A 21,093-nucleotide genomic window follows, 5' to 3' on the forward strand; every position below is an offset into this window, starting at 1 on the left:
TTATTCAACTTGTTTATTATTTTTCTTCATAGTGAAGAATTTAACACCAATAGACGTCTAGACGTTTACAACTCCAAATATTCAGAGTAATGTTAAAAGGCTTCATGGAGAGGGGAATTAAAATGAGAGGATTTCATGATTGAGCTAAAACATTTACGGACGTTGACGTCTCTGCGTGATACCGGGTCGCTGACCGCCACCGCGACGGCGCTGCACTTAACGCAGTCCGCCCTTTCTCATCAGCTCAAGGATCTCGAAGCTCGCATTGGCGGACAGTTATTTTTACGTAAAACCCGCCCGGTCAAATTCACCTCAGAAGGTGATATTTTGTTGCGGGTGGCAGATGAAGTCCTACCCCGCCTGGCCAAAGCTGAAAATGAGCTTGCCAGCCTCAAAGAAGATGTAAACGGACGACTGCATATGGCGATTGAATGCCATTCTTGTTTTCAGTGGTTGATGCCAGCCCTCAAAGAGTATCAAGTCGCCTGGCCGAGTGTTGCTTTAGACTTCTCATCAGGTTTCGGTTTCGAACCTTTGCCAGCGCTGCTGGCTGGCGACCTCGATCTGGTGATCACCTCCGATATCCAGCCTCGTTCTGAAGTGCACTACGAACCTTTATTTGATTTTGAGATGCGACTGATTACCGCCACACATCATCCGTTAGCAGACAAAACCTGTATTGAACCGCAGGATCTGGCCGACCAGACCATGCTGTCCTATCCGGTACAAAAGCAGCGACTGGATGTGGTGAAACACTTTCTGCATCCCGCTGGTGTGGAACCCGCGAAATGGAAGCAAGCCGACAACACTCTGATGTTGGTTCAGATGGTCTCAGCCGGTCTTGGTGTCGCCGCCTTGCCAAACTGGGCAATCAGCGAATTTTCTCGTCAGGGGTTGATTGCCAGCCAGCCTCTGGGGAAAGGCTTATGGCGCAGGTTGTTTGCCGCAACGCGTAACGCCGACAAAGAGAAGCGTTATTTGCAGGCGTTTTTCTCCACCGCACGCCAACAATGCAAAAGCCACCTTGAGGGGATCAAGATGGCTTAAAAACACATACAACGGCGTTTAACGCTGATAAGCTTTAAACTGGTTGGTCAGCGGATCGTATTGATAACCAAGCATGTCCAGCTTACCAACCACAGCTTCCACGTCCATCTCATACATGCTGACCAGTTCTTCAAAACTGTCGCATTCCAGACGCAACTTTTCATTCACGATCCCCAGCAGAATAATACTGTCCAGGTTGTTGACGTTGCTTAAATCCATGGGCCACGCTCCTGTGCCAAGTGACGGTCACTCTTTCAAGCGTAGCTGTTAATCATGGATAGAACAGTGAACCTGCTCTAAAGATGAAACAATCCGCTGTTGATGTAAGCACTACCAATCACGCACACCAGTGCGACAGCCAGTTGCACTTTGTTGACCGTTTTGCTGGTAAAGATGTGCCAGCACCAGACAATGATCGCCGTTAACATCACCGCAAAACTGACCAGTATTTGCTGGGTGGCGACTGCCAGCGCCTGTTCATCGAGTGAATAGGCGTGCAATAGTACGATGAGAGCAATCAACATCGCCGCTACAACGCCTGAAAAAGGCAAAATACGATGAAATGCCTGCAGACGCGTGCGAGCGACGGTTAACAGAAGATGAGCAAATGCACCACCAAGCAGCAGTACCATCGTCAACATCGCCAACATGCCCGCTCCTGTTGCCTGTCCGGCAATCTGTGCTCCGACAAAGCCAGCAGCCAAACCATCGGCCAGATACATGACCCACATCGGCCCGCGTTCACGGGTTTTCTTGGTCTGAACCTGGGAATAAAAATAAAACAGGGCAAATACGACGAGAAAAGCCTGGATTTGAATTGACGCAATCGCCAACCACAGGATGGCTAGCGCCGGAAGAAGTTTGTGGATACGCCCACGCTGACCCGGACAGATTTCACCTTTGGTCAGCACCAGAGTCAGCACCAGTTGCGCTCCCAACAGCATTGGAGCGAACAGTGTCAGTAGAGATTGAATCATAGTATGTAATATTACAGTCCAGTGTTGGGGCGGATGATACCAGACTGAAAAAAATCCGTCATGCTAATGACCGGATTAACCACTCATCCAACGCAGAACATACGGCCTCCGGTGCGACCCTTTTTGCACCGGAGGCTCGAGAGCTACAAGGTAGGATTATCTACCCGGCGCCACAAACAGACTTTCTGCTGCGAACGCTGGTCAAGCAACCAGGTATACTGACAGTTATTGTCGTAACTGTAACGGCCTGTCTGAACCTGATAAGGCCCTAAACTGCTTCCCTGCAACGACTGGAAACGCCCCTGGTACAAGAGCGAAAAGTGCAAGTGAGGCCCGGTTGAAGAGCCCCCTTCACATAACGCCGTTGAGCGCTGGCTGGCGTACACACCCAATTTAGTGTCTTTGGAGACCCACTGATTATTGGCAACCTGAATGCCATCCATGTGGTAATAATTCGTTGCCCAACCATTAGGGTTGGTTACCCTGACTTGGCAACGTGACATCACGGTGACATAGCCATCATGCGCTGCGGTGACGCTGTATGTCGGCGCGCCCCACGCGGGCCAGTCGTAAGAGACATCGATCGAAGACAACGGGAAGCCGGATCCACTGTGGGCATGGGGGCCGTTAGGGATCCAGGAATAGCCCTGACGCCAAGGCCACTGCATGAACCCATACGCTGGCGCGAATCCTGTGCTACGTTGCGCCTGCTGCGGTGCGGTTTCTGGCTCTGCGACATCCGGCGAACCAAACCAGGCCTGATACTGATCCTGCCAGCGCTGCCAATCCCCTGGAGATTGCAGTTGACGAACAATCGCCAGCGTTGCGGCATTGTGCTGCTCTGCCGTTAAATTGTCCTGATAATGATAAAAGCGCTGCGACAATTGGTTGGCAACGTCTTTGACCTGCTGAGCAGACGGCACCGTTTCCGCCACCTCATCGGTGAGCACGGCCATGGTGGTTAAAATCACGCGCGGATCCACTCCGGTCGCGCCCGCCCAATGATTGACGGACTCAGCCAACTCTTGCCAGTCCGGCCGATGTTGCTGCAAAAAGGTGCGAATATCGAATGGATGAAAATACGGACGGTACACAAACCCTGAATCCGAAATCAGTCGGTCAGGTACCTGACTAGCGACGAGCATTTCCGGATCCCAATTAGGCGTATCCACTTGCGGGTACAACTGGTGAGCGTACAACCCACCACTGAAGCAAAGCAAAGCCAATCCCAGAGATGTTTTTGAATTCATCTTCCTCTCCAATATTTATGAGCAAAAATGCATATTGAAGTATGGTAAATTTTCCTGTTTCGTTGGTATCACACTTTGGTTCTGAGAGCCATATAGCAGGCAAATGTAAGGAATTGAAAGTGTTAACATGCTCAATGGCGAACTAAAGTTTAGTCATCCAGTTAACTAGTTGTGCCTGTATTGTATGTCCTGTTTCCTCCAACCACAGCGGGCCGTACGGTGTAAGTGTCCAGAGATACACAGCAATATTACAGACAATCGTCAGCCACAAAAGCGTTTTAAATGGCTGTTTCTGCGATTTATGACGCAAACGGTGCTGTGCAACCAGCGCTCCAGGCCAGCCGCCCGTAACAGCCAAAAAATGGAGCGTATTTTCAGAGACACGCCAGTCACCCGCGATCGCGGATCGCTTATCGGCCTTGTACACCAAATACGTCAGCGGGCTAAGGCCAAGATAGAGAGAAAGCCACAACCAACCTGTGCTATTCAGCCCCGTGACCATACAGACCAGCAGCAAAAAAACGCCACTCAATTGCACCGAAAACGGTATCGCTTTCAGCCCAGCCAGAGAGACGTCTTTGGCATTGATACGCCCCTGCTTATCTTTCTCTGCTTTAAACGATACCTTCGCATTCACCTTTGGCCGCATTGTTCCTCGGTTAAACTGAGAGATATGCACAAAAACCCGTGATTTACACTGCGGTGATACGATAAATCCATACCCTTTCTCATCATTCCATTCAGTAATCTTGCCTTTCAAATCCCGTCCTCGGTTGGCTGCGCGTTCTGCCAATCCAGATGTGTATTCGCGTATCGGTTAAGGGTGTGTTGGTTGACGCTGTCAGAGGTAACTAATTAAAAATCAAACCATTAAGGAAAAAAACGAATATTACGGCGTAGTCTACTCCAATCTCATGATGCGTTCTCAACAACATTTTGCCTTTTGGTTACAGAAATTGATGTACTTGAGCAATTACATGTTAAACTCCACCGCTATTTTATCAGGCGGATTATTTTCACCTAATATTACTACGGGTGTTCAGCCACGTTTGCGCGCCACCCACTGTATATTCCGTGGTAATCTTCGCCTTGAAGTGCACCATACCGACACTTGCAGGATGCTAGTTGCGAGTCATTAATACGGTGACAACGCAAACCGGTTGACCGGAAAGGGGCGCAGGAAAAACAGCCACAAAGAAACAGCAGCGAACCTGCTAACAATAAACGGTTGTGTAGCCTGATGCGTCCGAGTGAAGTGAGCAAAATTTAAGTTTATGAATACCAAAAACATTAGCGAATATAAAAAGTACTGGGCGGAATGCTTCGGTACTGCACCTTTCCTGCCAACCAGCAGAAAAGAGATGGATGCCCTGGGCTGGGACAGCTGTGACATTATTATCGTCACCGGCGATGCCTACGTCGATCATCCAAGCTTCGGTATGGCCATTATTGGCCGTCTGCTGGAAGCGCAAGGGTTTCGTGTCGGCATCATTGCTCAGCCAGAATGGCAGAATAAAGACGCATTTATGCAGCTGGGTAAACCCAACCTGTTTTTTGGCATCACCGCCGGCAACATGGATTCCATGATCAACCGTTACACCGCAGATAAAAAGCTGCGCCATGATGATGCCTACACCCCGAACAATGAAGGGGGTAAGCGTCCTGATCGTGCCACACTGGTCTACTCACAGCGTTGCCGTGAAGCCTACAAAGACGTACCTATCGTACTGGGTGGTATTGAAGCCAGTCTGCGTCGTATTGCTCACTACGATTACTGGTCAGACAAAGTACGTCGCTCTGTGCTGTTTGATGCGAAAGCTGACATTCTGTTGTTTGGCAACGCGGAGCGCGCATTGGTCGAAGTCGCCCATCGCCTAGCAGACGGTGAAAACATCGCTGATATGACCAATATCCGCGGCACAGCTGTCAACCTGCCAGCCGTGCCGGAGGGCTATAAAGTCGTTGACTCTTCCCGGATTGAAAAACCGCGTAAAGAAGCGTTCATTCCGCCGAACCCTTACGAAGTGGAAACCAAATGCGATACCAAGAAGGATGCGACTCAAGCCACACCGATAGCGATTCGTCCTTCACGTCATGACGCGGCGAACACCGCCGTGCGTTTACCGCCGTTTGAAAAGCTGAAAAATGATCGCATCTTGTATGCGCACGCCAGCCGTATCATGCACCTGGAAACGAACCCGTATTCAGGACGTGCGCTGCTACAGCGTCACGGCGATCGTGAGCTGTGGGTAAACCAGGCTCCGATCCCATTGACGACCGAAGAGATGGACTACGTATTCGGTTTGCCTTATGCACGCGTGCCACACCCTAAATATGGCAAAGCGAAGATTCCGGCGTACGACATGATCAAAACGTCAGTCAACATCATGCGTGGCTGTTTTGGTGGCTGTTCATTCTGCTCCATCACAGAACATGAAGGTCGGATTATCCAAAACCGCTCTCAAGAGTCGATCATTAACGAATTGGAAGAAATTCGTGACAAAGTACCGGGCTTTACCGGCACAATCTCTGATCTTGGCGGCCCTACTGCGAACATGTACCGCTTAGGCTGTAGCGATCCGAAAGCCGAAGCCAACTGCCGACGTCCATCGTGTGTATTTCCGGGTATTTGTAACAAACTCAATACCGATCATAAACACACCATCGACTTGTATCGTGCAGCCCGAAACGTCGACGGCATCAAGAAAGTGATGATAGCTTCCGGTGTCCGTTACGATTTGGCCATCGAGTCACCTGAGTATGTGAAAGAGCTGGTAACGCACCATGTCGGTGGCTACCTGAAAATCGCCCCGGAACACACAGAGAAAGGTCCACTTGATCTGATGATGAAACCCGGTATGGGCACCTATGATCGTTTTAAAGAGATGTTTGAGCAGTACAGTAAAGAAGCCGGTAAAAAACAATACCTGATTCCTTACTTCATCTCTGCCCACCCTGGAACCGAAGACGAAGACATGCTCAACCTGGCGTTGTGGTTGAAGAAAAATGAATTTGAATGTGATCAGGTTCAGAACTTCTACCCATCACCCATGTGTAATGCGACCTCGATGTATTACTCAGAGACCAACCCGCTTAAACGGGTCAAATACAAGCAGCGTGAAGATCTGCCAGTGGCTAAAGGTGAGCGTCAGCGCCGCCTGCACAAAGCGCTGCTCCGCTACCATGATCCAAACAACTGGCCGATGATCCGCGAAGCGCTGATCAACATGGGCAAAAAACATTTGATTGGTGACAAACCAAGCTGTCTGGTTCCTGCTGAAGACGGTGATGTGCTGACGCCGGCGCAACGCCGCAAATCCGGCCGCCATGGCGCGAATCGTTTCGCGACCAAGCACACGAAGAATCAGCCAGGTTTTGGCAATGACAAAGGCACTGGTGGTTCACGCCCCGGTGCGAAAAAACCTGACGGTAATAAAGGCCGACCAGGCAGCAAGCCTCCAGCAGGCGCGAAACGTGGCAATAGCAGCGACAAGAAGCCACGCCACGCTAGAGCTTAGCGAATACAAAAAGGCCCAGTAGTGATATCACTGGGCCTTTTCTTTTGATGGTTCTTTTCTTTGTTAACGGAGCCGTTTACGCAAAATCACGCTCAAATTCGCGCATAAATGCCACCAATGCTTTCACACCCTCTACAGGCATTGCATTGTAAATCGACGCGCGCATCCCACCAACTACGCGATGACCTTTCAATGCGACCAGACCGCGATTTTCCGCCAGTTCCAGGAACTTCGCATCCAGTTCCGGCTTTTTCAGTTGGAAAGGTACATTCATCAACGAGCGGTTGTCCTGGTGAACATTGTTAACGTAGAAATCTGACTCATCAATGTAGTTATACAAAATTGCGGCTTTCTCGCGATTGATCTGCTCCATCGCTCTTACGCCGCCCTGAGCTTTAAGCCATTTAAAAACCAAGCCAGATAAATACCAGGCAAAGGTAGGCGGGGTGTTGTACATTGAATCTTTTTCGGCCAGCACTTTGTAATTCAGAACGCTTGGTAACAGATCATTGGCCAGTTCCAGCAAATCGTCGCGAACAATCGCGATGCAGATACCTGCCGGTCCAATGTTCTTCTGAGCACCCGCATATATCACACCGTATTGCGACACGTCGATTTCGCGTGACAAAATCGTGGATGACATATCTGCCACAATCGGCTTATCGGTCACAGGCAGATCATTGATTTCGATTCCATCAATGGTTTCATTCGGACAGAAATGGACGTAAGCGGAGTCAGACGCCACCGGCCATTCCGCCGCAGGCACCACTGCCGTCTTACCATCTTTTTCACACTTCGCGACGAAAACATCCGCTTCACAATATTTATTCGCTTCTTTAATCGCGCTTTCAGCCCAGTAACCAGCGTCGATATACGTGGCCTTCGAGGCCCCACCTAATAAGTTCATCGGCACAGCAGCAAATTGGGCTCGTGCTCCACCCTGACAGAACAACACTTTATAATTGCCTGGAATATGAAGGAGATCGCGTAAGTCTTGCTCGGCCTCTTCGGCAACTTTGATGAACTCTTTGCTGCGGTGGCTGACTTCCATCACGGACACACCCAGTCCATTCCAGTTGATCAGCTCTGCCTGAGCTTGTTCCATGACGGCTTTCGGCAGACCAGCCGGTCCGGCGCTAAAGTTAAAGACGTTATTCGGGGAAGGTTCCATGCGTATCATTGCTCCTGCGATGTCAAATATACTCGATTAATACCACTTTTCTACGCCGATAAAAAGCAAGAAAAGAGGTCTTTCGACCTCTTTTCTTAGAGTGTGATTATTTTTTAACGCTTTTGCATCATCATCGGCAGTAACAGCGCCATTAACGGAACTTGATGGCCATTTTCAAATACCACATTGCCGTTTATCAGCTCAGCGTTAATCGTATAGCCCTTGTCGTTCTGAGTGATCATTTCCATCACGATCGCCTCATCAATGCTTTCGCGGATAAACGGATACTCCGCCACCAGCTCGTTAGAGAAGAAGGTATTCAGATGTCCGGTTAACGCTGGAACAATCAGAGCCGGGTTCTTCGATACATTGTTCGTCCCTTCCGGCACATTCAGTTTCCATTGAGATTCAAACTCACCGCTGCCTAACGTCATTTTCATCTGATTCATCGATAGATAAAAACCTTTTGAAAACAGCGTTTCGATATATGGAATAGCCTGCTGAATGTCGCTGTCCGTCAACTGTGGGCTGTTGCGATACAGATTCATCAGTTTGAGGAAGGACACGCTGTCCAGATCGCCCAGCGCAAAATCAACATTGAAGTCATTGACGTTGCCGTCAGGCATCACCACTTGTTGGGCTTTGAGTTGATGCACGCTGTTCAAACGCTTTTGCTGCACATCCTCCGACGAGTTAAAGTGATAGCTGGCTTGCTTTAGTTCAAATTTCGCTGTGTCGTCATTCTCAGTCAGCATCAGGTTGCCTACCTGAATAGTCTGATCGCCCAGCCAGAACCCTTCTTGTTGCTTGCCATCACCTTCGCCCTTCACGTCGGTCAGGGTCATTTTTTCCCCCGAGGCAAAGTCCAGTTCAACCGAAGGAACATCTAATGTGTATCCTCCCAAACCCAACACGGTCGCATGCCCTTTCAGGTATGCAGGCGTGGTAGAAACCGTAACCGGATTCTCACCGCCACTGGTGAAGTGCCAGGTGTCCAGATTCAGTTCAAACTGAGTGTTGCCGTTCAATTGCGTCTGCGTGTCGAGCGTTAACGGGATCTCTTGTTCTCCTTCCAGCACCGAGTGCGCACTCAAGCTGATCACGCCATGTTCGACGTCACTTTTCACAGTGAAGTCCGTTGGCAGACCATCGGTTTTGAGTTGCTGGATTAATTCAGGGTCAATCACCGTAAAATGCGTTTCAACCTGAGAAGTGAGATAACCCCGCTCGTATTTTACAATTTCCGCTTTCAGTGATGCGTTATTGAGTTTTTTTACGCCATCATGGATCACATTGTGGCCTATCTGACCAACGGCGAGGGGCCAACACAGGGCCAGCGAGATAGCGCCACCAATGGCACCCAGTTTCTTAAGCTGATTCATAATACTCTTAAAGTCCGGAGTTTTTTTCAGTCTACAACAATATACTCAAAACATTGAGTTAAATCAGAGTATTGTCGTTATTTTGTCATAACGTGAAGATCTCGTACTCAGCTCTCAGCATCGTAGAACAGGCCCTGCTACTGTGTAGTTGGAGAAACTTTAAACAGAGGTCAACGTGCACGCTTTTGCCATCTTGTGTCTGGACAGTAATCCGGTCAGCGCTGAACAGCTGCGCCATGAACTGACGCCGTTTTGCAGCCGATTTGATCTGCACACGGCAGATAGCCTGGAAGATGCTCAGTCTGCGCTGGAGTTCTGTCACGCCCGGGAACAAGCTGTCGCACTGGTGATCGCCAGCCACCATGAACAGTTCAACGGTGCCGACTTCCTGATACAGCTTGATAAATCGCCTCACACTCAAAGCGCACGAAAAATCCTCATCAGTTGCGGGCAGGACATCAATGCCATCCTCGCTGCCGTGAATGAAGGCCGGCTCGACCATTGCCTGACCAAACCGCTGCAAGATCAACTGGTGTATAAAACCGCGCAAAAAGAGCTCACCACATTCGTGCTTGAGCACGATTCGGACAACCTGCTTTATTACAGTCAGGTCCTGGATCAGCAGCGTCTGTTACGCGCACACATAGAGCAGAAAATGCGTTCTTTTCGCGAGGGCTTTATCAGTGATCATCACACATTGTCAGACAACGAGTTGGCCGAACAGGTAATTGCTGCGCTGTATGCATTTTTTGAACAGGAAGACGAAACTCGCGCTTGCCGCACCTACTCCAGTCAGCACCTGCTGACCAAAGAAGGTGAAGAGAATCGCTTTTTGTGGTTTATTACCTCGGGCCAAGTCGCACTGTATAAAACCGATGATCAGGGTATTGAGCGAGAAGTGGTCAGGCACAACAAAGGCAGTATTGTCGGAGGCATGTCGTTTGTTACCGGTGAACGTTCGTTTTCCACCGCGGTGACCCTCACCACCACGGATGTCATCAAACTTGACCGGGATGTGTTCAGCAAAGTCATGCACTCCAATACCACCCTCTTACCTCTGTTTACCAACTTACTGTTGCGCCATTTTAACCGCCGGCTGCAACGCAGTATTGTCACCAAGCTTGAACTGCAGAAAACGCTGGAGTCACTGGATTCGGCGCATCAACAATTAATTGAACGAGAGAAGATGGCCATGCTGGGTCAACTGGTGGCAGGCGTGGCGCACGAGCTCAATAACCCGGTGGCGGCAATTCTGCGCGGAACGGAAACCCTGACGGAAAAAATGCTTCACCTGGTGAAGCAACCAGCGGAAGCCGAACTGGCCATACAAGGCACACAGTTGCTGGAAGAGGCACGCTCTGCCCGTCCGGTATCAACTGCGCAGGAGCGTACTCTGGCCAAACAAATTGAAGCGGATATCGGTGATCGTTTACTGGCGAAAAAAATAGCGCGGCTGAATCTTGCTGACAATGCCGAGCTTATGCATCTGGCTAAACACGCCCCCAGTAAAGCACAGCAAAAGCTAGCGCAACTTGAGGCTTATCATCTGACGGGTAGCACGCTACGGTCAATTAATGTCTGTGCCCAGCGCATTGCCGATATGGTCAAAAGCCTCAAAGGCTATGCCCGCCCAGATGATGAAACATACCACGATGTTGATCTTCACGAAGGCATTGAAGATACGCTCGTGATCTTCGAAAACCGGCTCAAGCGCCATACCTTGGAAAAAGAGTACCATCCGCTGCCTCCTGTTCGCTGCCAGCCGATCGCTCTGCAACAAGTTTGGACGAATCTGATTTCAAATGCGCTCGATGCTTTCCCCGAGCATGGCGTACTGAAAATTTCGACCCAACATGTTCAAACCCAACAACAGAACTGGGCGCTGATCACGTTTGAAGATAACGGTCATGGCGTGCCCGAAGCTTTGCAAGCGCAAATCTTTGAACTCAACTTCACCACCAAACGGGAAGGTAACTTCGGTCTCGGCATTGGTTTGTCAGTCTGCCTGCAAATCATCAACCAGCATGGTGGCCAGATCGAAGTCGAATCCCAACCGGGCGAATACACTAAGATGAAAGTCTGGCTGCCGATTACAGCCACCCCACAACAAATGACAGGAACTGGCGATGAATAAATACCTTATTTTGTGTGTTGATGACGAACGTGACGTTCTGGACAGTGTGCTTCAGGACATCGATTGTTATGAAGAAAGTTTTATCGTCGAAGGAGCGGAGTCGGTATCAGAGGCGAAAGAGATCATCGCGGAATGCCAAGATGAAGACGTCAAGCTCGCGTTGATACTCTGTGACCATATTATGCCAGAACAGACAGGGATCAGTTTTTTGATCGAACTGAGTGAAAACCCACAAACCGCCGCCGCCCGCAAGATTCTCCTCACAGGTCAGGCCGGTTTAGAAGACACCGTCGAAGCGGTCAATCACTCCAGCCTCGACTTTTACATTGCCAAGCCCTGGCAGGGAGAAGCCCTGCGCAACGTCATCAAGTCGCAACTGACTGAGTATATGATTCACCACGAAAAAGACTTGATGCCTTGGGCATCCATTTTAGACACGGAGAAAATTTTTAACGCCATCGCAGAAAACAGAATCAGTTTTGGCGAATAAGGTCATTAAATAGTCATTCCATGGCATATTAATTGCTTGAACTTTAGCTCAATGACAAAAGAATGACATTTTTTAATGGTTTGCATCACCAGTGTTGCATTATCATATTTGGAAGTGTCGCGGTGCGACCGCTAGAGACCACGGAATCAATTAAAAATAGGTTTATGTTTACTATGCGCAAAACAATTCTTGCAGCAGCGCTGTTGCTTGCATCCGGGCAGTCACTTGCTCAAACCGATCCGAACAGTCCGTCCGTAATGAGTAACTTCAGCTACGACTACATCGAGGCACGTATTGGTGCAAGCCCTGTTACTTTCGGTACGGCTATCAGTAAATCTATCCACCCTAACGCTCATATTATCGGTCGTATTGATTCAGAGTTTGAAGGTGACTACGACGCGGCTGCGGGTTTTGGTTTTCACGCGCCGATCAATAACTGGGCAGATTTGACGGGTGAAATGCTATTCCGTTTGGTCGACGATGGCGACCACAGTGCGGACAGCGGCATGGAAATTAACGTCGGCGTACGCCAATGGCTTGGTCCACAGCTCGAAGTCGGCGGTAAAGCCGGTTATGTTTCTATCGACGACGACGATGACTGGATCGGTTCAGTTTACGCGCGCTTCCACTCTACTGAGCTCTTCTCTATCGGCGCCGAAGCCCGTATTAACGACTTTTACGGCGACCAACTGATGTTCACAACACGCTTCAAGTTCTGATCCCAGCCCGAATGTAAAAAAACCGAGGTCTCTTTACCTCGGTTTTTTTGTCTCTCGACGGTTATTGGCAACAGGCCAGCAGTTGGCGTTTTTTCGGCTCCTGGAGCAGTTTCCAGTGGATGCCGTCGATGGCACCAGCAAATTTCCATAGCAGTTTAAGATCGACATCATTGCCGTAAGCGTGACGAACCCGGGAGAACACCTCCGCGGCCCCCAGCTCAATAAAGGTTTCGACATCATCGACACCCGCTTTTTTAACCATGCGCTCCAACGTCAATTGCATGTTCGGCAAATCACGCAGGCGCCGGCTGGCAGTCGATTTCTGAAATTCACGTTGGTTAACGGAATGTTTTATAGACTCTCGAACAATGTGCTCCAATTTCTCGTGACGCGATTCAAACAGCTCGGTGATGTCGTAATAGTTTACAGTGGCCGTCGTTTGTTTCTTCACGTGGCGATACTTTTCACACGCCAGATCGCCCAGCAGATCATCCAGATGGTCTCCACCCCGGATAAATAGCCGTTCGCCTGCAATCAGTGAAAACATCGCTTCAGACTGAAACAGCCCGATCCCACCAAACATAGAACGTTTCTGAAAAACACCAAATTGACTCACGTAATCGGTAAAAGCTTGCTCTGTCATATCCATTGATCCTCATAATCAGTCCCCCCGATTATTGTTGTAATCACCAGACAGTAGCAGTAAGCGAAATATTGATAACTTTATCGAAATTAAAAGTATATTTATTGACGTCATTGCGCCTTATTTTTCTCAAATGATAGTTAACGTAGCAAAATAAGTCTGGGCATAGCTCACACGATTTGATTAATTTACAAGCCCATATGAGACTGATATCACAATTGGTCGCGGTTAAAATAGCGTCGGTCCGGCAACATAACCGCACTTCGGTTCCAAAAAGTGATCTACTCCACTTTGGGTGACAGATATTTAGTTGCCGATTATCCTCTCGCACCGTTAAACTGTATTGAGTACGCAAAAATATTGTCTATTCATGAACCATTTATCTTTTTACTGGCTACCCGAAAACCAAGAGCTGCTTTTAAAAGGAATTGAAAGCGAGTTTGCTCAGTTGATCGAGCAGTCGCTCAGTACCGGAAAAATCAGTCTTCCTCCTATCTCCGAAGTAGTCATTCGTATCCAAAAACTATGTACTCAGGACACCACTGGCATCTCTGATGTGGCGGATTGTCTTCTTGAGGACCCGGGACTTGCGGCAATTGTCATCCGAGTAGCGAACTCGGTAATATTCAACCGCCGTAATATCACCTGCACCGACCTGCTGACGGCAGTATCGAGGCTGGGGCTTCTTCGCGTACGTGACATCGTTACGGCGCAAGCGATAGAACAACTGAAACATTCAGTCTCACTCAGCAATGAGTGCAATCAGATCCTCGCCCGCAGCGCAGCCACCTCGCGAGAATTGGCCGCAACGATGGTGTTGGTGACGCGTTCGTTCCATCAAAGTGGCGATCCGGCATACCAGCACATTGAGACAGACAAAGCCCTGTTGGTTGGCCTGTTGGCCGATATTGGACTATTCTGCCTGGTGAACGAGTACTACCTCTATCTGGAACAGGGCAACTATCTCGACCAACACATTGCGTTGCAGATCTTCAACTCTCAGTGTTCCAGCACCAGCCAGCTGGTACTCAACCGCTGGGGGTTCGATCAGGATTTCATTGATGTGGCCGCCAATGCCCGACACGAATCCGGTGTGGATGTTATCTCCTATCTCGACATCGCGCGGATCGCTAATCACTTGTTGATGTTCCGTCGTAAAGACGAAGCCATTGACGAGCACCATGTAGAAATTGACGTAACCGGCGCTGACGTGCTGTACAAATTATCCAATTTAAGTGATATTGAGTTTAAAACTCATATTGACGACGTCATCAATGCTAGCGGCCTGTAAGGCCGCTAGTCGCATTTTCTACAAAGGAATACAATGTTTACAGGGATGCTGTTTATCTTTGCCCCGTTGGTGCTGGGGTATTTTATTGTCATATCTAACGCCAACCGACTGGCGCAAATCAATAAAACCACATCTTCTCTCATCTACGTAATACTGGCGTTGATGGGGCTGAGTTTGGCTGCACTGGACAATCTCAGCCATAACCTGCAAACCATACTTGAGTACACCGCGGTATTTTTTTCCGTCCTCGGCCTGTGCAATCTGGCAGCGCTCCCCTTAATTGACCGTTTTTTGCCTATTCAGACCGATGCCAGCCACACAAAACTCCCGTTATCAAGCATGGCTCTTGAGTCTGCCAAGCTGATTCTGGTGGTCGGTGGTGGATTGCTTGCCGGTCTGGCAGCGCCGTTCGGCCTGCATTGGGTGGATACTGCCAGCGAGTGGATTTTGTTTGTATTGCTGTTTTTTATCGGCATTCAGCTTAGAAACAGTGGTCTGACCCTGCGCCAGATTCTGCTCAATAAACACGGGATGGTGATTGCCATGGTGATCATCGCCACCTCTTTGCTGGGCGGACTGATCGCCGCCTGGGTTCTCGAGATTGATCCATACCGAGGCTTCGCCATGGCGTCCGGCTTTGGCTGGTACTCCTTGGCGGGCATACTGATGGGCGATGCGTTTGGTCCGGTATACGGCGGCGCCTCGTTCATGATTGAACTGCTGCGCGAACTTGTCGCTTTGGTGGTGATCCCGTTGCTGATTCGCAGCCGGCCGTGCACTGCTATCGGATACGCCGGAGCCACTGCAATGGACTTTACCCTGCCAGTTATTCAGACCACTGGTGGCGTGCGCTGTGTCCCGGTGGCTATCGTCAGTGGTTTTATCCTCAGCTTGCTGGTACCGATACTGATGCTGTTCTTTGTCTCTCTTGCAAGCTAGATCGCAGGAAAGTATCACTATTTCCTCTAGAATTGCGCTCAAATAATAACAACAGTAGGGAAAAGTAATGTTTCCGGAACACGATATGTCCGGCCTTTACGCCCCACTTCAGCTTAAGAAAAAGGAAAGATTATGAAACGCTTACTGGTTGCGGCTCTGCTTAGTGCCACATCGTCAATGGCGATGGCGGCAGACAATGCGTGTCTGTCCAAGAAATACGATGCGTACGTGGATGCCTCAATGACTTGGTATCAGGATCTGGCCAAACTGACGGCGGAAAAGTACCCGGAGTTGAAAGAAGTCAGCGACTGGTTCCTGCAAGGTCGTGAGCATCACTTTGAACTCAACCGCGCAGCCGTGAAATATTACCTCGACAACGATCCGTCTAAAGTCGCGACCGAGCGAGCGGTAGAAGCCTGGCTAAAGCTGGATCAGCAGGATATTAAAGTCTTAGCCTCACGCAGTGATGAACTGGGTAAGATCGCCAAAACCACCTACGATGATCGCCAGTCCAAACCACACAGCCAGAATTATGATTTGCGCAGCGCGTTTGCTGAGCTGCTCAGTCATCCAAAACAAATTGACCCTGCTCTCCAGCGCTACAATCAGGCGATTGCAAAAGCTGAAACTATCCAGTGTCAATAGCAGCACAGGCCAAGCGTCAGTCGCACCACTCAATTAAGACGGGACTTTAGTCCCGTTTTCGTTTAGATTGTCCCGCTCGCAACTGAAGAAAAATAAACACTAGCTGTATGGTATCAGAACAGAAAACGGCGGACGTGAGCTTCGAGAGCCTGCTCCGAATCTTCACCATTCCCGAAGGGCCAGATTCCACACTGACCAAAATCGAAGAGAAATTATCGCAGAACCTGAATGTGTTCTTGCGCGATCATATTGTTGCCGAAGAAAAGCCACTGCGTGACATCGAGAAGGATTTCGCCTACGCCACCATTCCCGAGCAACCCTCTTTTGTCTCTGACCATACGCAGCACCTGCTGGATACACTGGTGTCTCACTCAGTCCACACGTCTGCCCCCAGCTTTATCGGTCACATGACCTCCGCGCTGCCCTATTTTTTGATGCCACTATCAAAAATCATGATTGCGCTCAATCAGAACTTGGTCAAAATCGAAACCTCCAAAGCCTTTACGCCGTTAGAGCGTCAGGTTCTGGGTATGCTACACCGTTTGATTTATACCCAGGATGAGGAATTTTATGCGCAGTGGATGCACAGCGCCGAGCACTCTTTAGGTGCATTCTGCTCCGGCGGTACCATCGCGAATATCACGGCATTATGGGTGGCACGCAACAACGCCTTAAAAGCCGATGGCGAGTTCCTGGGGGTTGAAAAAGAAGGCCTGTTCCGTGCGCTGAAACATTACGGCTATGAAGGTCTGGCGATCGTGGTTTCTGAACGGGGTCATTATTCGCTGAAAAAAGCGGCGGACGTACTGGGCATTGGACAGCAGGGCCTGATTGCCGTTGACACAGACGAACATAACCGGATCAAACCGGCAGCGCTGCAAGCGACGTTGAAGCAGTTAAAATCTGACAAGATCCTACCGTTCGCGGTTGTTGGCGTCGCTGGCACCACTGAAACGGGCAATATTGATCCACTCAGAGAAATCGCTGAGATCTGCTCTGACGAAGGTTGTCATTTCCACGTTGATGCGGCATGGGGCGGCGCGACTTTAATGTCCAATACCTACCGCCGCTTATTGGATGGCATCGAACTGGCCGATTCTGTCACCATCGATGCCCACAAACAACTCTATATTCCTATGGGTGCCGGCATGGTGTTATTCAAAGATCCCAATGCCATGCAGGCCATCGAGCACCACGCGCAATACATATTACGCAAAGGCTCAAAAGATCTGGGCAGCCACACTCTGGAAGGGTCGCGCTCCGGTATGGCGATGCTGGTTTACGCAGCCATGCACATTATCAGCCGTCCGGGTTATGAATTGCTGATTGATCAGAGCATCAACAAAGCCCGCTATTTTGCCGATTTGATTAAACAGCAAGCTGACTTTGAACTGGTTTCCGAGCCTGAGCTGTGTCTGCTGACGTACCGCTATCTGCCAGAAAATGCTTGTCAGGCAATGCAAATCGCTGACAAAGAAGATAAACTGGCGTTAAATGAATTGCTCAACGAACTCACCCAGTTTGTCCAAAAGCGCCAGCGAGAAACCGGTAAAACGTTCGTTTCGCGCACCCGCCTGAATCCAGCACGCTGGGATCGACTGAATACCATCGTATTCCGGGTAGTTCTGGCCAATCCGCTGACCACGGACGACATTCTGCAATCGGTACTGGATGAGCAACGTGAGATCGTGCAGCAATCCCCGAATCTGATGGCCAGCATCCACACGTTGTGTCAACGCATCCTAAACGGCTAGACCTTTCGATGAACAGCGAAATGAAATTTTCTTTCGTTTTGCTGTAATTCATCCATCATTAATCGTCTTTTTTATCTTTAAAATTGCTGATTTTTGGCTGAATTCTGTAGTTTTACCGAAATTTTGTTTGAGGCTTGTCATATTCTCACTAATTGATGTCGAGAAATGTTACTGTATCAATCATCGTTAGGTTTATACTCAACTTATGGCGTTGGCTACCAAATGCCTTACTGGAAGTCGATTATTTCCCCCATGCATGATTGGGTTTCAGGTATGGCCAATGAGATGTGCTCTATACCCTCGTGAACACTATGAATACATTAGAAAAAATCCAAAAGAACCTGGAAAATTTCAGTAAGTCTGAGCGCAAGGTTGCGGAAGTGATCATGGCATCACCTCAGACTGCTATTCACTCGAGCATTGCGACACTGGCTAAAATGGCCGATGTCAGTGAGCCGACTGTTAACCGTTTCTGCCGCCGCCTGGATACTAAAGGTTTCCCAGATTTCAAACTGCACCTGGCTCAAAGCCTGGCCAACGGGACACCTTATGTAAACCGCAACGTTGAAGAAGACGACGGACCGGATGCGTACACACACAAGATTTTCGAATCGACGATGGCGTGCCTGGACGTGGCGAAAAATAGCCTGGATCCAATGCAGGTTAATCGCGCGGTCGATCTGCTGACGCAAGCAAAACGCATTTCGTTCTTTGGTCTAGGCGCATCGTCCGCAGTGGCCAAAGATGCGCAGAATAAGTTTATCCGTTTCAACATCCCCATCACATGCTTTGAAGATATCGTGATGCAGCGTATGAGCTGTATTAACTGTACCGATAACGATGTGATTGTGTTGATTTCACATACTGGGCGCACCAAGAGCCTCGTGGAGATCGCTCATTTGGCACGTGAAAATGGTGCAACGGTGATAGCTATCACGGCAAAAGACTCACCTTTGGATAAGGCCAGCTCGTTGTCGATTTCACTCGATGTACCGGAAGATACTGACGTGTATATGCCAATGGCCAGTCGTGTCGTACAGATGACGGTGATTGATGTGCTCGCGACGGGTTTTACGCTGCGCCGTGGCACCGGATTTCGTGAGAACCTCAAGCGGGTAAAAGAAGCGCTGAAAGACTCACGCTACGACAAGCTGTCGCATTTCTAAACGCAGACATAAATTGATCCCAACGGAGCCTAAAGGCTCCGTTTTTTATCGCGTGATTTGCGGACTTTCACTCCCCACTACCCTCACCTCTCCCGAGTTCGGGCCGAGCGACGGTTGGTCGCATTGCGCCTGACAGCAACAGACCTGTTGCAGAATGTACACTAAGCGCTCCTGATTAAGTGGCAGCGGATTCCCTTTGATGGCTACCGACTTCAGTGCATCTTTGGCAACTTGCTCAAATGAAGTGGTACACACGCCAAACGTGCTCAACGGCGGTAAATCCAACGCAGCCAGTGTCCGCTCAACCCAAAGCACGCCATCTGCTGGCTTGGCATCGCTGCGCTCGCAAAGTAGCTGCGCCATTTTTTGATACCGCATCACAACGTCCTGGCGACCGGCTTCCGATGCCGCTGCAATGTTCTCACGCATCACATGGGGCGCTAATCTGGCGGTAATCACACTGTGAGGGGCACGAAGCTTGCCACCCAGCGCAGAAGCAAGGCCATGGGCAGCGCCCAGTTTGGCGTTGGTGATCGCCATCCCACCAAGCAGCGCCGCAAACGACAGGTCGCAGCGCGCTAACTGATCATCGTGCAGACACCCGGACAGGATGGACTGGCTTAAGCGTCTCAGACCTTCCTCACAAATCATATCAGTGAGGGGGTTGGGGTCACCGCACACGTACGCTTCCATTAGGTGCGTAAAAGCGTCCATTGCACCTCTTCCAGACGTGTATCGATCCGTCCCATAAGTCAGGCTCGGATCAACGATGGCCACATCCGCCAACATATCCGGGTTGCGCAAGCTGACTTTGACCCGCTCCTGAGCCGATTTGAGAACCGCATTACGCGTGACTTCCGAGCCGGTACTTGCGGTGGTCGGAATGGCAATGAAAGCTATCGGCTTCGCTTTGAGTGGCACATTGCGCCCCACGACTTCCACATAATCCACAAGGCTACCCTGATTGGGAATGATTGCCGCAAGGGCTTTGCCCATGTCCAGCACACTGCCCCCTCCCATCGCAATCACCATATCCGGACCAAATTGTCGCCCGACCTTCGCCGCTTCTTCCACCATGGCGATGCTGGGTTCATCGGTTATCGTTATCTGAACAAAACGGATATTCTGACTCTGCAAATAATCACTGACCGTCTGGGCACGCGTAAGATCCTTCCCGGTGACCAACACAGCGCTGTAGCCGTATTGATTGATGATCGACAAAGACGATGCCAGCACTCCCTCACCAAAGAGAATTCGGGTGGCGGTCATAAACTGAAACATAACCTGTTCCCCTAAGTGGAATATGAACTGTGACTACTTTGCCTTGTTACACCACAAAAATGTTTGACCTTGGTATCTATGTGGTTATAACCCCTATTTTAAACACGGTTTTCTGCGACACATCACACCGTATCCGGGCCATGAATCGCCTGGCTGAACACTTTGCAATCAATAGAGCCTGCCTATCAAAGCAAGAGGTAAATGTTGCTTTATTTCCGTATTTGGATAAGGCATAGTTGTCGCTAACAGAATAAAGGAGAAAGTTAATATGTTCGTAGTTATCTTCGGTCGCCCGGCTTGCCCATACTGTGTACGCGCAAAAGAGCATGCAGAAACTCTGAAAGCGAAACGTGACGACTTCAACTACCGTTATGTCGATATCCACGCAGAAGGCATCAGCAAAGCTGATCTGGAAAAGACTGTAGGTAAACCAGTAGAAACTGTGCCTCAGATCTTCATCGACCAACAGCACATCGGTGGTTGCGACGATTTCGAAGCTTACGCGAAAGAAAACCTTGGTCTGTTCGATTAATTGACAATATTCTCACAAGCCCGCTATTTCAGCGGGTTTTTTGTATTTGTCAGGAAAGTGGAACTAATAATAAATTTAAAAAAATTTCACTTATCTTTTGGTAAGATTCAGATACAATTCGCAAACTTAACCTACTCCCCTCACTGGCACATTT

Annotated in this window: 18 protein-coding genes and 1 pseudogene; 11 read left to right on the forward strand and 8 right to left on the reverse strand. The window is 49.5% G+C overall.

The genetic code is table 11. The features are described 5' to 3' along the window. Positions 1–135 precede the first annotated feature (135 nt). Positions 136–1,047 (forward strand): LysR substrate-binding domain-containing protein, encoded by a 912-nt coding sequence (locus tag CAG65_RS12485; RefSeq protein ID WP_161447976.1) that lies wholly within the window; start codon positions 136–138, stop codon positions 1,045–1,047. A gap of 18 nt (positions 1,048–1,065) precedes the next feature. Here the strand turns inward: CAG65_RS12485 and CAG65_RS12490 are convergent, their stop codons facing one another. From CAG65_RS12490 to CAG65_RS12505, 4 genes are all read right to left on the reverse strand, one after another. Further along, entirely contained in the window at positions 1,066–1,266 is a 201-nt protein-coding gene (locus CAG65_RS12490; protein WP_021703666.1) for a DUF4250 domain-containing protein, read from the reverse strand. A gap of 77 nt (positions 1,267–1,343) precedes the next feature. Next, positions 1,344–2,024, reverse strand: a complete 681-nt coding sequence (locus CAG65_RS12495; RefSeq protein ID WP_161453842.1) for a hypothetical protein — start codon at positions 2,022–2,024, stop codon at positions 1,344–1,346. Between the two features lie 143 nt (positions 2,025–2,167). Further along, complete coding sequence (locus tag CAG65_RS12500) at positions 2,168–3,274, reverse strand: M23 family metallopeptidase (protein WP_161453843.1); 1,107 nt, start codon at positions 3,272–3,274, stop codon at positions 2,168–2,170. Positions 3,275–3,416: 142 nt separating this feature from the next. Next, positions 3,417–4,034, reverse strand: a complete 618-nt coding sequence (locus CAG65_RS12505; protein WP_161453844.1) for a DUF1294 domain-containing protein — start codon at positions 4,032–4,034, stop codon at positions 3,417–3,419. 514 nt (positions 4,035–4,548) lie between these two features. Between CAG65_RS12505 and CAG65_RS12510 the strand changes: the two are divergent. Then, a pseudogene (locus CAG65_RS12510) lies at positions 4,549–6,762 on the forward strand (YgiQ family radical SAM protein); the annotation flags it as partial. A 106-nt stretch (positions 6,763–6,868) separates the two neighbouring features. Here the strand turns inward: CAG65_RS12510 and serC are convergent. Together serC and CAG65_RS12520 are read right to left on the reverse strand one after the other, a co-directional pair. Further along, positions 6,869–7,963: a 3-phosphoserine/phosphohydroxythreonine transaminase gene (gene serC / locus CAG65_RS12515; protein ID WP_161453845.1), complete on the reverse strand. Its 1,095-nt coding sequence runs from the start codon at positions 7,961–7,963 to the stop codon at positions 6,869–6,871. A gap of 113 nt (positions 7,964–8,076) precedes the next feature. Next, positions 8,077–9,345, reverse strand: coding sequence for a DUF945 family protein (locus tag CAG65_RS12520; protein WP_161453847.1), 1,269 nt, complete (start codon positions 9,343–9,345; stop codon positions 8,077–8,079). A gap of 175 nt (positions 9,346–9,520) precedes the next feature. Between CAG65_RS12520 and CAG65_RS12525 the strand changes: the two genes are divergently transcribed. From CAG65_RS12525 to CAG65_RS12535, 3 genes are all read left to right on the forward strand, one after another. After that, positions 9,521–11,479, forward strand: coding sequence for an ATP-binding protein (locus CAG65_RS12525; RefSeq protein ID WP_161453848.1), 1,959 nt, complete (start codon positions 9,521–9,523; stop codon positions 11,477–11,479). Then, a complete protein-coding gene (locus CAG65_RS12530) occupies positions 11,472–11,969 on the forward strand; it encodes a response regulator (RefSeq protein WP_021703674.1) in 498 nt (165 codons plus the stop codon). Before CAG65_RS12525 ends, CAG65_RS12530 begins: the two co-directional genes overlap by 8 nt. A 173-nt stretch (positions 11,970–12,142) precedes the next feature. Then, the gene (locus CAG65_RS12535; RefSeq protein WP_040902135.1) at positions 12,143–12,688 is read left to right on the forward strand and encodes a hypothetical protein; all 546 of its coding nucleotides are present in this window, start codon (positions 12,143–12,145) and stop codon (positions 12,686–12,688) included. 61 nt (positions 12,689–12,749) lie between these two features. On the opposite strand, the gene CAG65_RS12540 is transcribed toward CAG65_RS12535, so the two are convergent. Next, the gene (locus CAG65_RS12540; protein WP_161453850.1) at positions 12,750–13,337 is read right to left on the reverse strand and encodes a TfoX/Sxy family DNA transformation protein; all 588 of its coding nucleotides are present in this window, start codon (positions 13,335–13,337) and stop codon (positions 12,750–12,752) included. A gap of 364 nt (positions 13,338–13,701) precedes the next feature. Here CAG65_RS12540 and CAG65_RS12545 point away from each other — a divergent pair, with 364 nt between their 5' ends. The 5 genes from CAG65_RS12545 (at position 13,702) to CAG65_RS12565 (ending at position 19,126) form a co-directional block, all read left to right on the forward strand. Next, positions 13,702–14,622, forward strand: a complete 921-nt coding sequence (locus CAG65_RS12545) for an HDOD domain-containing protein (RefSeq protein WP_021703677.1) — start codon at positions 13,702–13,704, stop codon at positions 14,620–14,622. Between the two features lie 33 nt (positions 14,623–14,655). Then, on the forward strand, positions 14,656–15,561 hold the full coding sequence (locus CAG65_RS12550) for a lysine exporter LysO family protein (RefSeq protein WP_161453851.1): 906 nt from the start codon (positions 14,656–14,658) through the stop codon (positions 15,559–15,561). Positions 15,562–15,693: 132 nt separating this feature from the next. Then, complete coding sequence (locus tag CAG65_RS12555) at positions 15,694–16,206, forward strand: hypothetical protein (RefSeq protein ID WP_161453852.1); 513 nt, start codon at positions 15,694–15,696, stop codon at positions 16,204–16,206. Between the two features lie 107 nt (positions 16,207–16,313). Beyond that, the gene (panP, locus tag CAG65_RS12560) at positions 16,314–17,960 is read left to right on the forward strand and encodes a pyridoxal-dependent aspartate 1-decarboxylase PanP (protein ID WP_161453853.1); all 1,647 of its coding nucleotides are present in this window, start codon (positions 16,314–16,316) and stop codon (positions 17,958–17,960) included. A gap of 311 nt (positions 17,961–18,271) precedes the next feature. Continuing rightward, positions 18,272–19,126 (forward strand): MurR/RpiR family transcriptional regulator, encoded by an 855-nt coding sequence (locus CAG65_RS12565; protein WP_040902137.1) that lies wholly within the window; start codon positions 18,272–18,274, stop codon positions 19,124–19,126. A gap of 45 nt (positions 19,127–19,171) precedes the next feature. On the opposite strand, the gene CAG65_RS12570 is transcribed toward CAG65_RS12565, so the two are convergent. Continuing rightward, positions 19,172–20,407, reverse strand: a complete 1,236-nt coding sequence (locus CAG65_RS12570; RefSeq protein ID WP_161453854.1) for an iron-containing alcohol dehydrogenase — start codon at positions 20,405–20,407, stop codon at positions 19,172–19,174. Positions 20,408–20,675: 268 nt separating this feature from the next. Between CAG65_RS12570 and CAG65_RS12575 the strand changes: the two genes are divergently transcribed. Beyond that, complete coding sequence (locus tag CAG65_RS12575; protein ID WP_021703683.1) at positions 20,676–20,939, forward strand: GrxA family glutaredoxin; 264 nt, start codon at positions 20,676–20,678, stop codon at positions 20,937–20,939. Positions 20,940–21,093 lie beyond the last annotated feature (154 nt).

It is taken from the genome of Vibrio sp. V39_P1S14PM300 (assembly GCF_009904765.1).
GTDB lineage: Bacteria > Pseudomonadota > Gammaproteobacteria > Enterobacterales > Vibrionaceae > Vibrio > Vibrio proteolyticus.

Coding starts and splice junctions, on each gene's coding strand:
- CAG65_RS12485 (WP_161447976.1), top strand. CDS start 136: ATGATTGAGCTAAAACATTTACGGACGTTGACGTCTCTGCGTGATACC.
- CAG65_RS12490 (WP_021703666.1), bottom strand. CDS start 1,266: ATGGATTTAAGCAACGTCAACAACCTGGACAGTATTATTCTGCTGGGG.
- CAG65_RS12495 (WP_161453842.1), bottom strand. CDS start 2,024: ATGATTCAATCTCTACTGACACTGTTCGCTCCAATGCTGTTGGGAGCG.
- CAG65_RS12500 (WP_161453843.1), bottom strand. CDS start 3,274: ATGAATTCAAAAACATCTCTGGGATTGGCTTTGCTTTGCTTCAGTGGT.
- serC (WP_161453845.1), bottom strand. CDS start 7,963: ATGGAACCTTCCCCGAATAACGTCTTTAACTTTAGCGCCGGACCGGCT.
- CAG65_RS12520 (WP_161453847.1), bottom strand. CDS start 9,345: ATGAATCAGCTTAAGAAACTGGGTGCCATTGGTGGCGCTATCTCGCTG.
- CAG65_RS12530 (WP_021703674.1), top strand. CDS start 11,472: ATGAATAAATACCTTATTTTGTGTGTTGATGACGAACGTGACGTTCTG.
- CAG65_RS12535 (WP_040902135.1), top strand. CDS start 12,143: ATGCGCAAAACAATTCTTGCAGCAGCGCTGTTGCTTGCATCCGGGCAG.
- CAG65_RS12540 (WP_161453850.1), bottom strand. CDS start 13,337: ATGGATATGACAGAGCAAGCTTTTACCGATTACGTGAGTCAATTTGGT.
- CAG65_RS12545 (WP_021703677.1), top strand. CDS start 13,702: ATGAACCATTTATCTTTTTACTGGCTACCCGAAAACCAAGAGCTGCTT.
- CAG65_RS12550 (WP_161453851.1), top strand. CDS start 14,656: ATGTTTACAGGGATGCTGTTTATCTTTGCCCCGTTGGTGCTGGGGTAT.
- CAG65_RS12555 (WP_161453852.1), top strand. CDS start 15,694: ATGAAACGCTTACTGGTTGCGGCTCTGCTTAGTGCCACATCGTCAATG.
- panP (WP_161453853.1), top strand. CDS start 16,314: ATGGTATCAGAACAGAAAACGGCGGACGTGAGCTTCGAGAGCCTGCTC.
- CAG65_RS12565 (WP_040902137.1), top strand. CDS start 18,272: ATGAATACATTAGAAAAAATCCAAAAGAACCTGGAAAATTTCAGTAAG.
- CAG65_RS12570 (WP_161453854.1), bottom strand. CDS start 20,407: ATGTTTCAGTTTATGACCGCCACCCGAATTCTCTTTGGTGAGGGAGTG.
- CAG65_RS12575 (WP_021703683.1), top strand. CDS start 20,676: ATGTTCGTAGTTATCTTCGGTCGCCCGGCTTGCCCATACTGTGTACGC.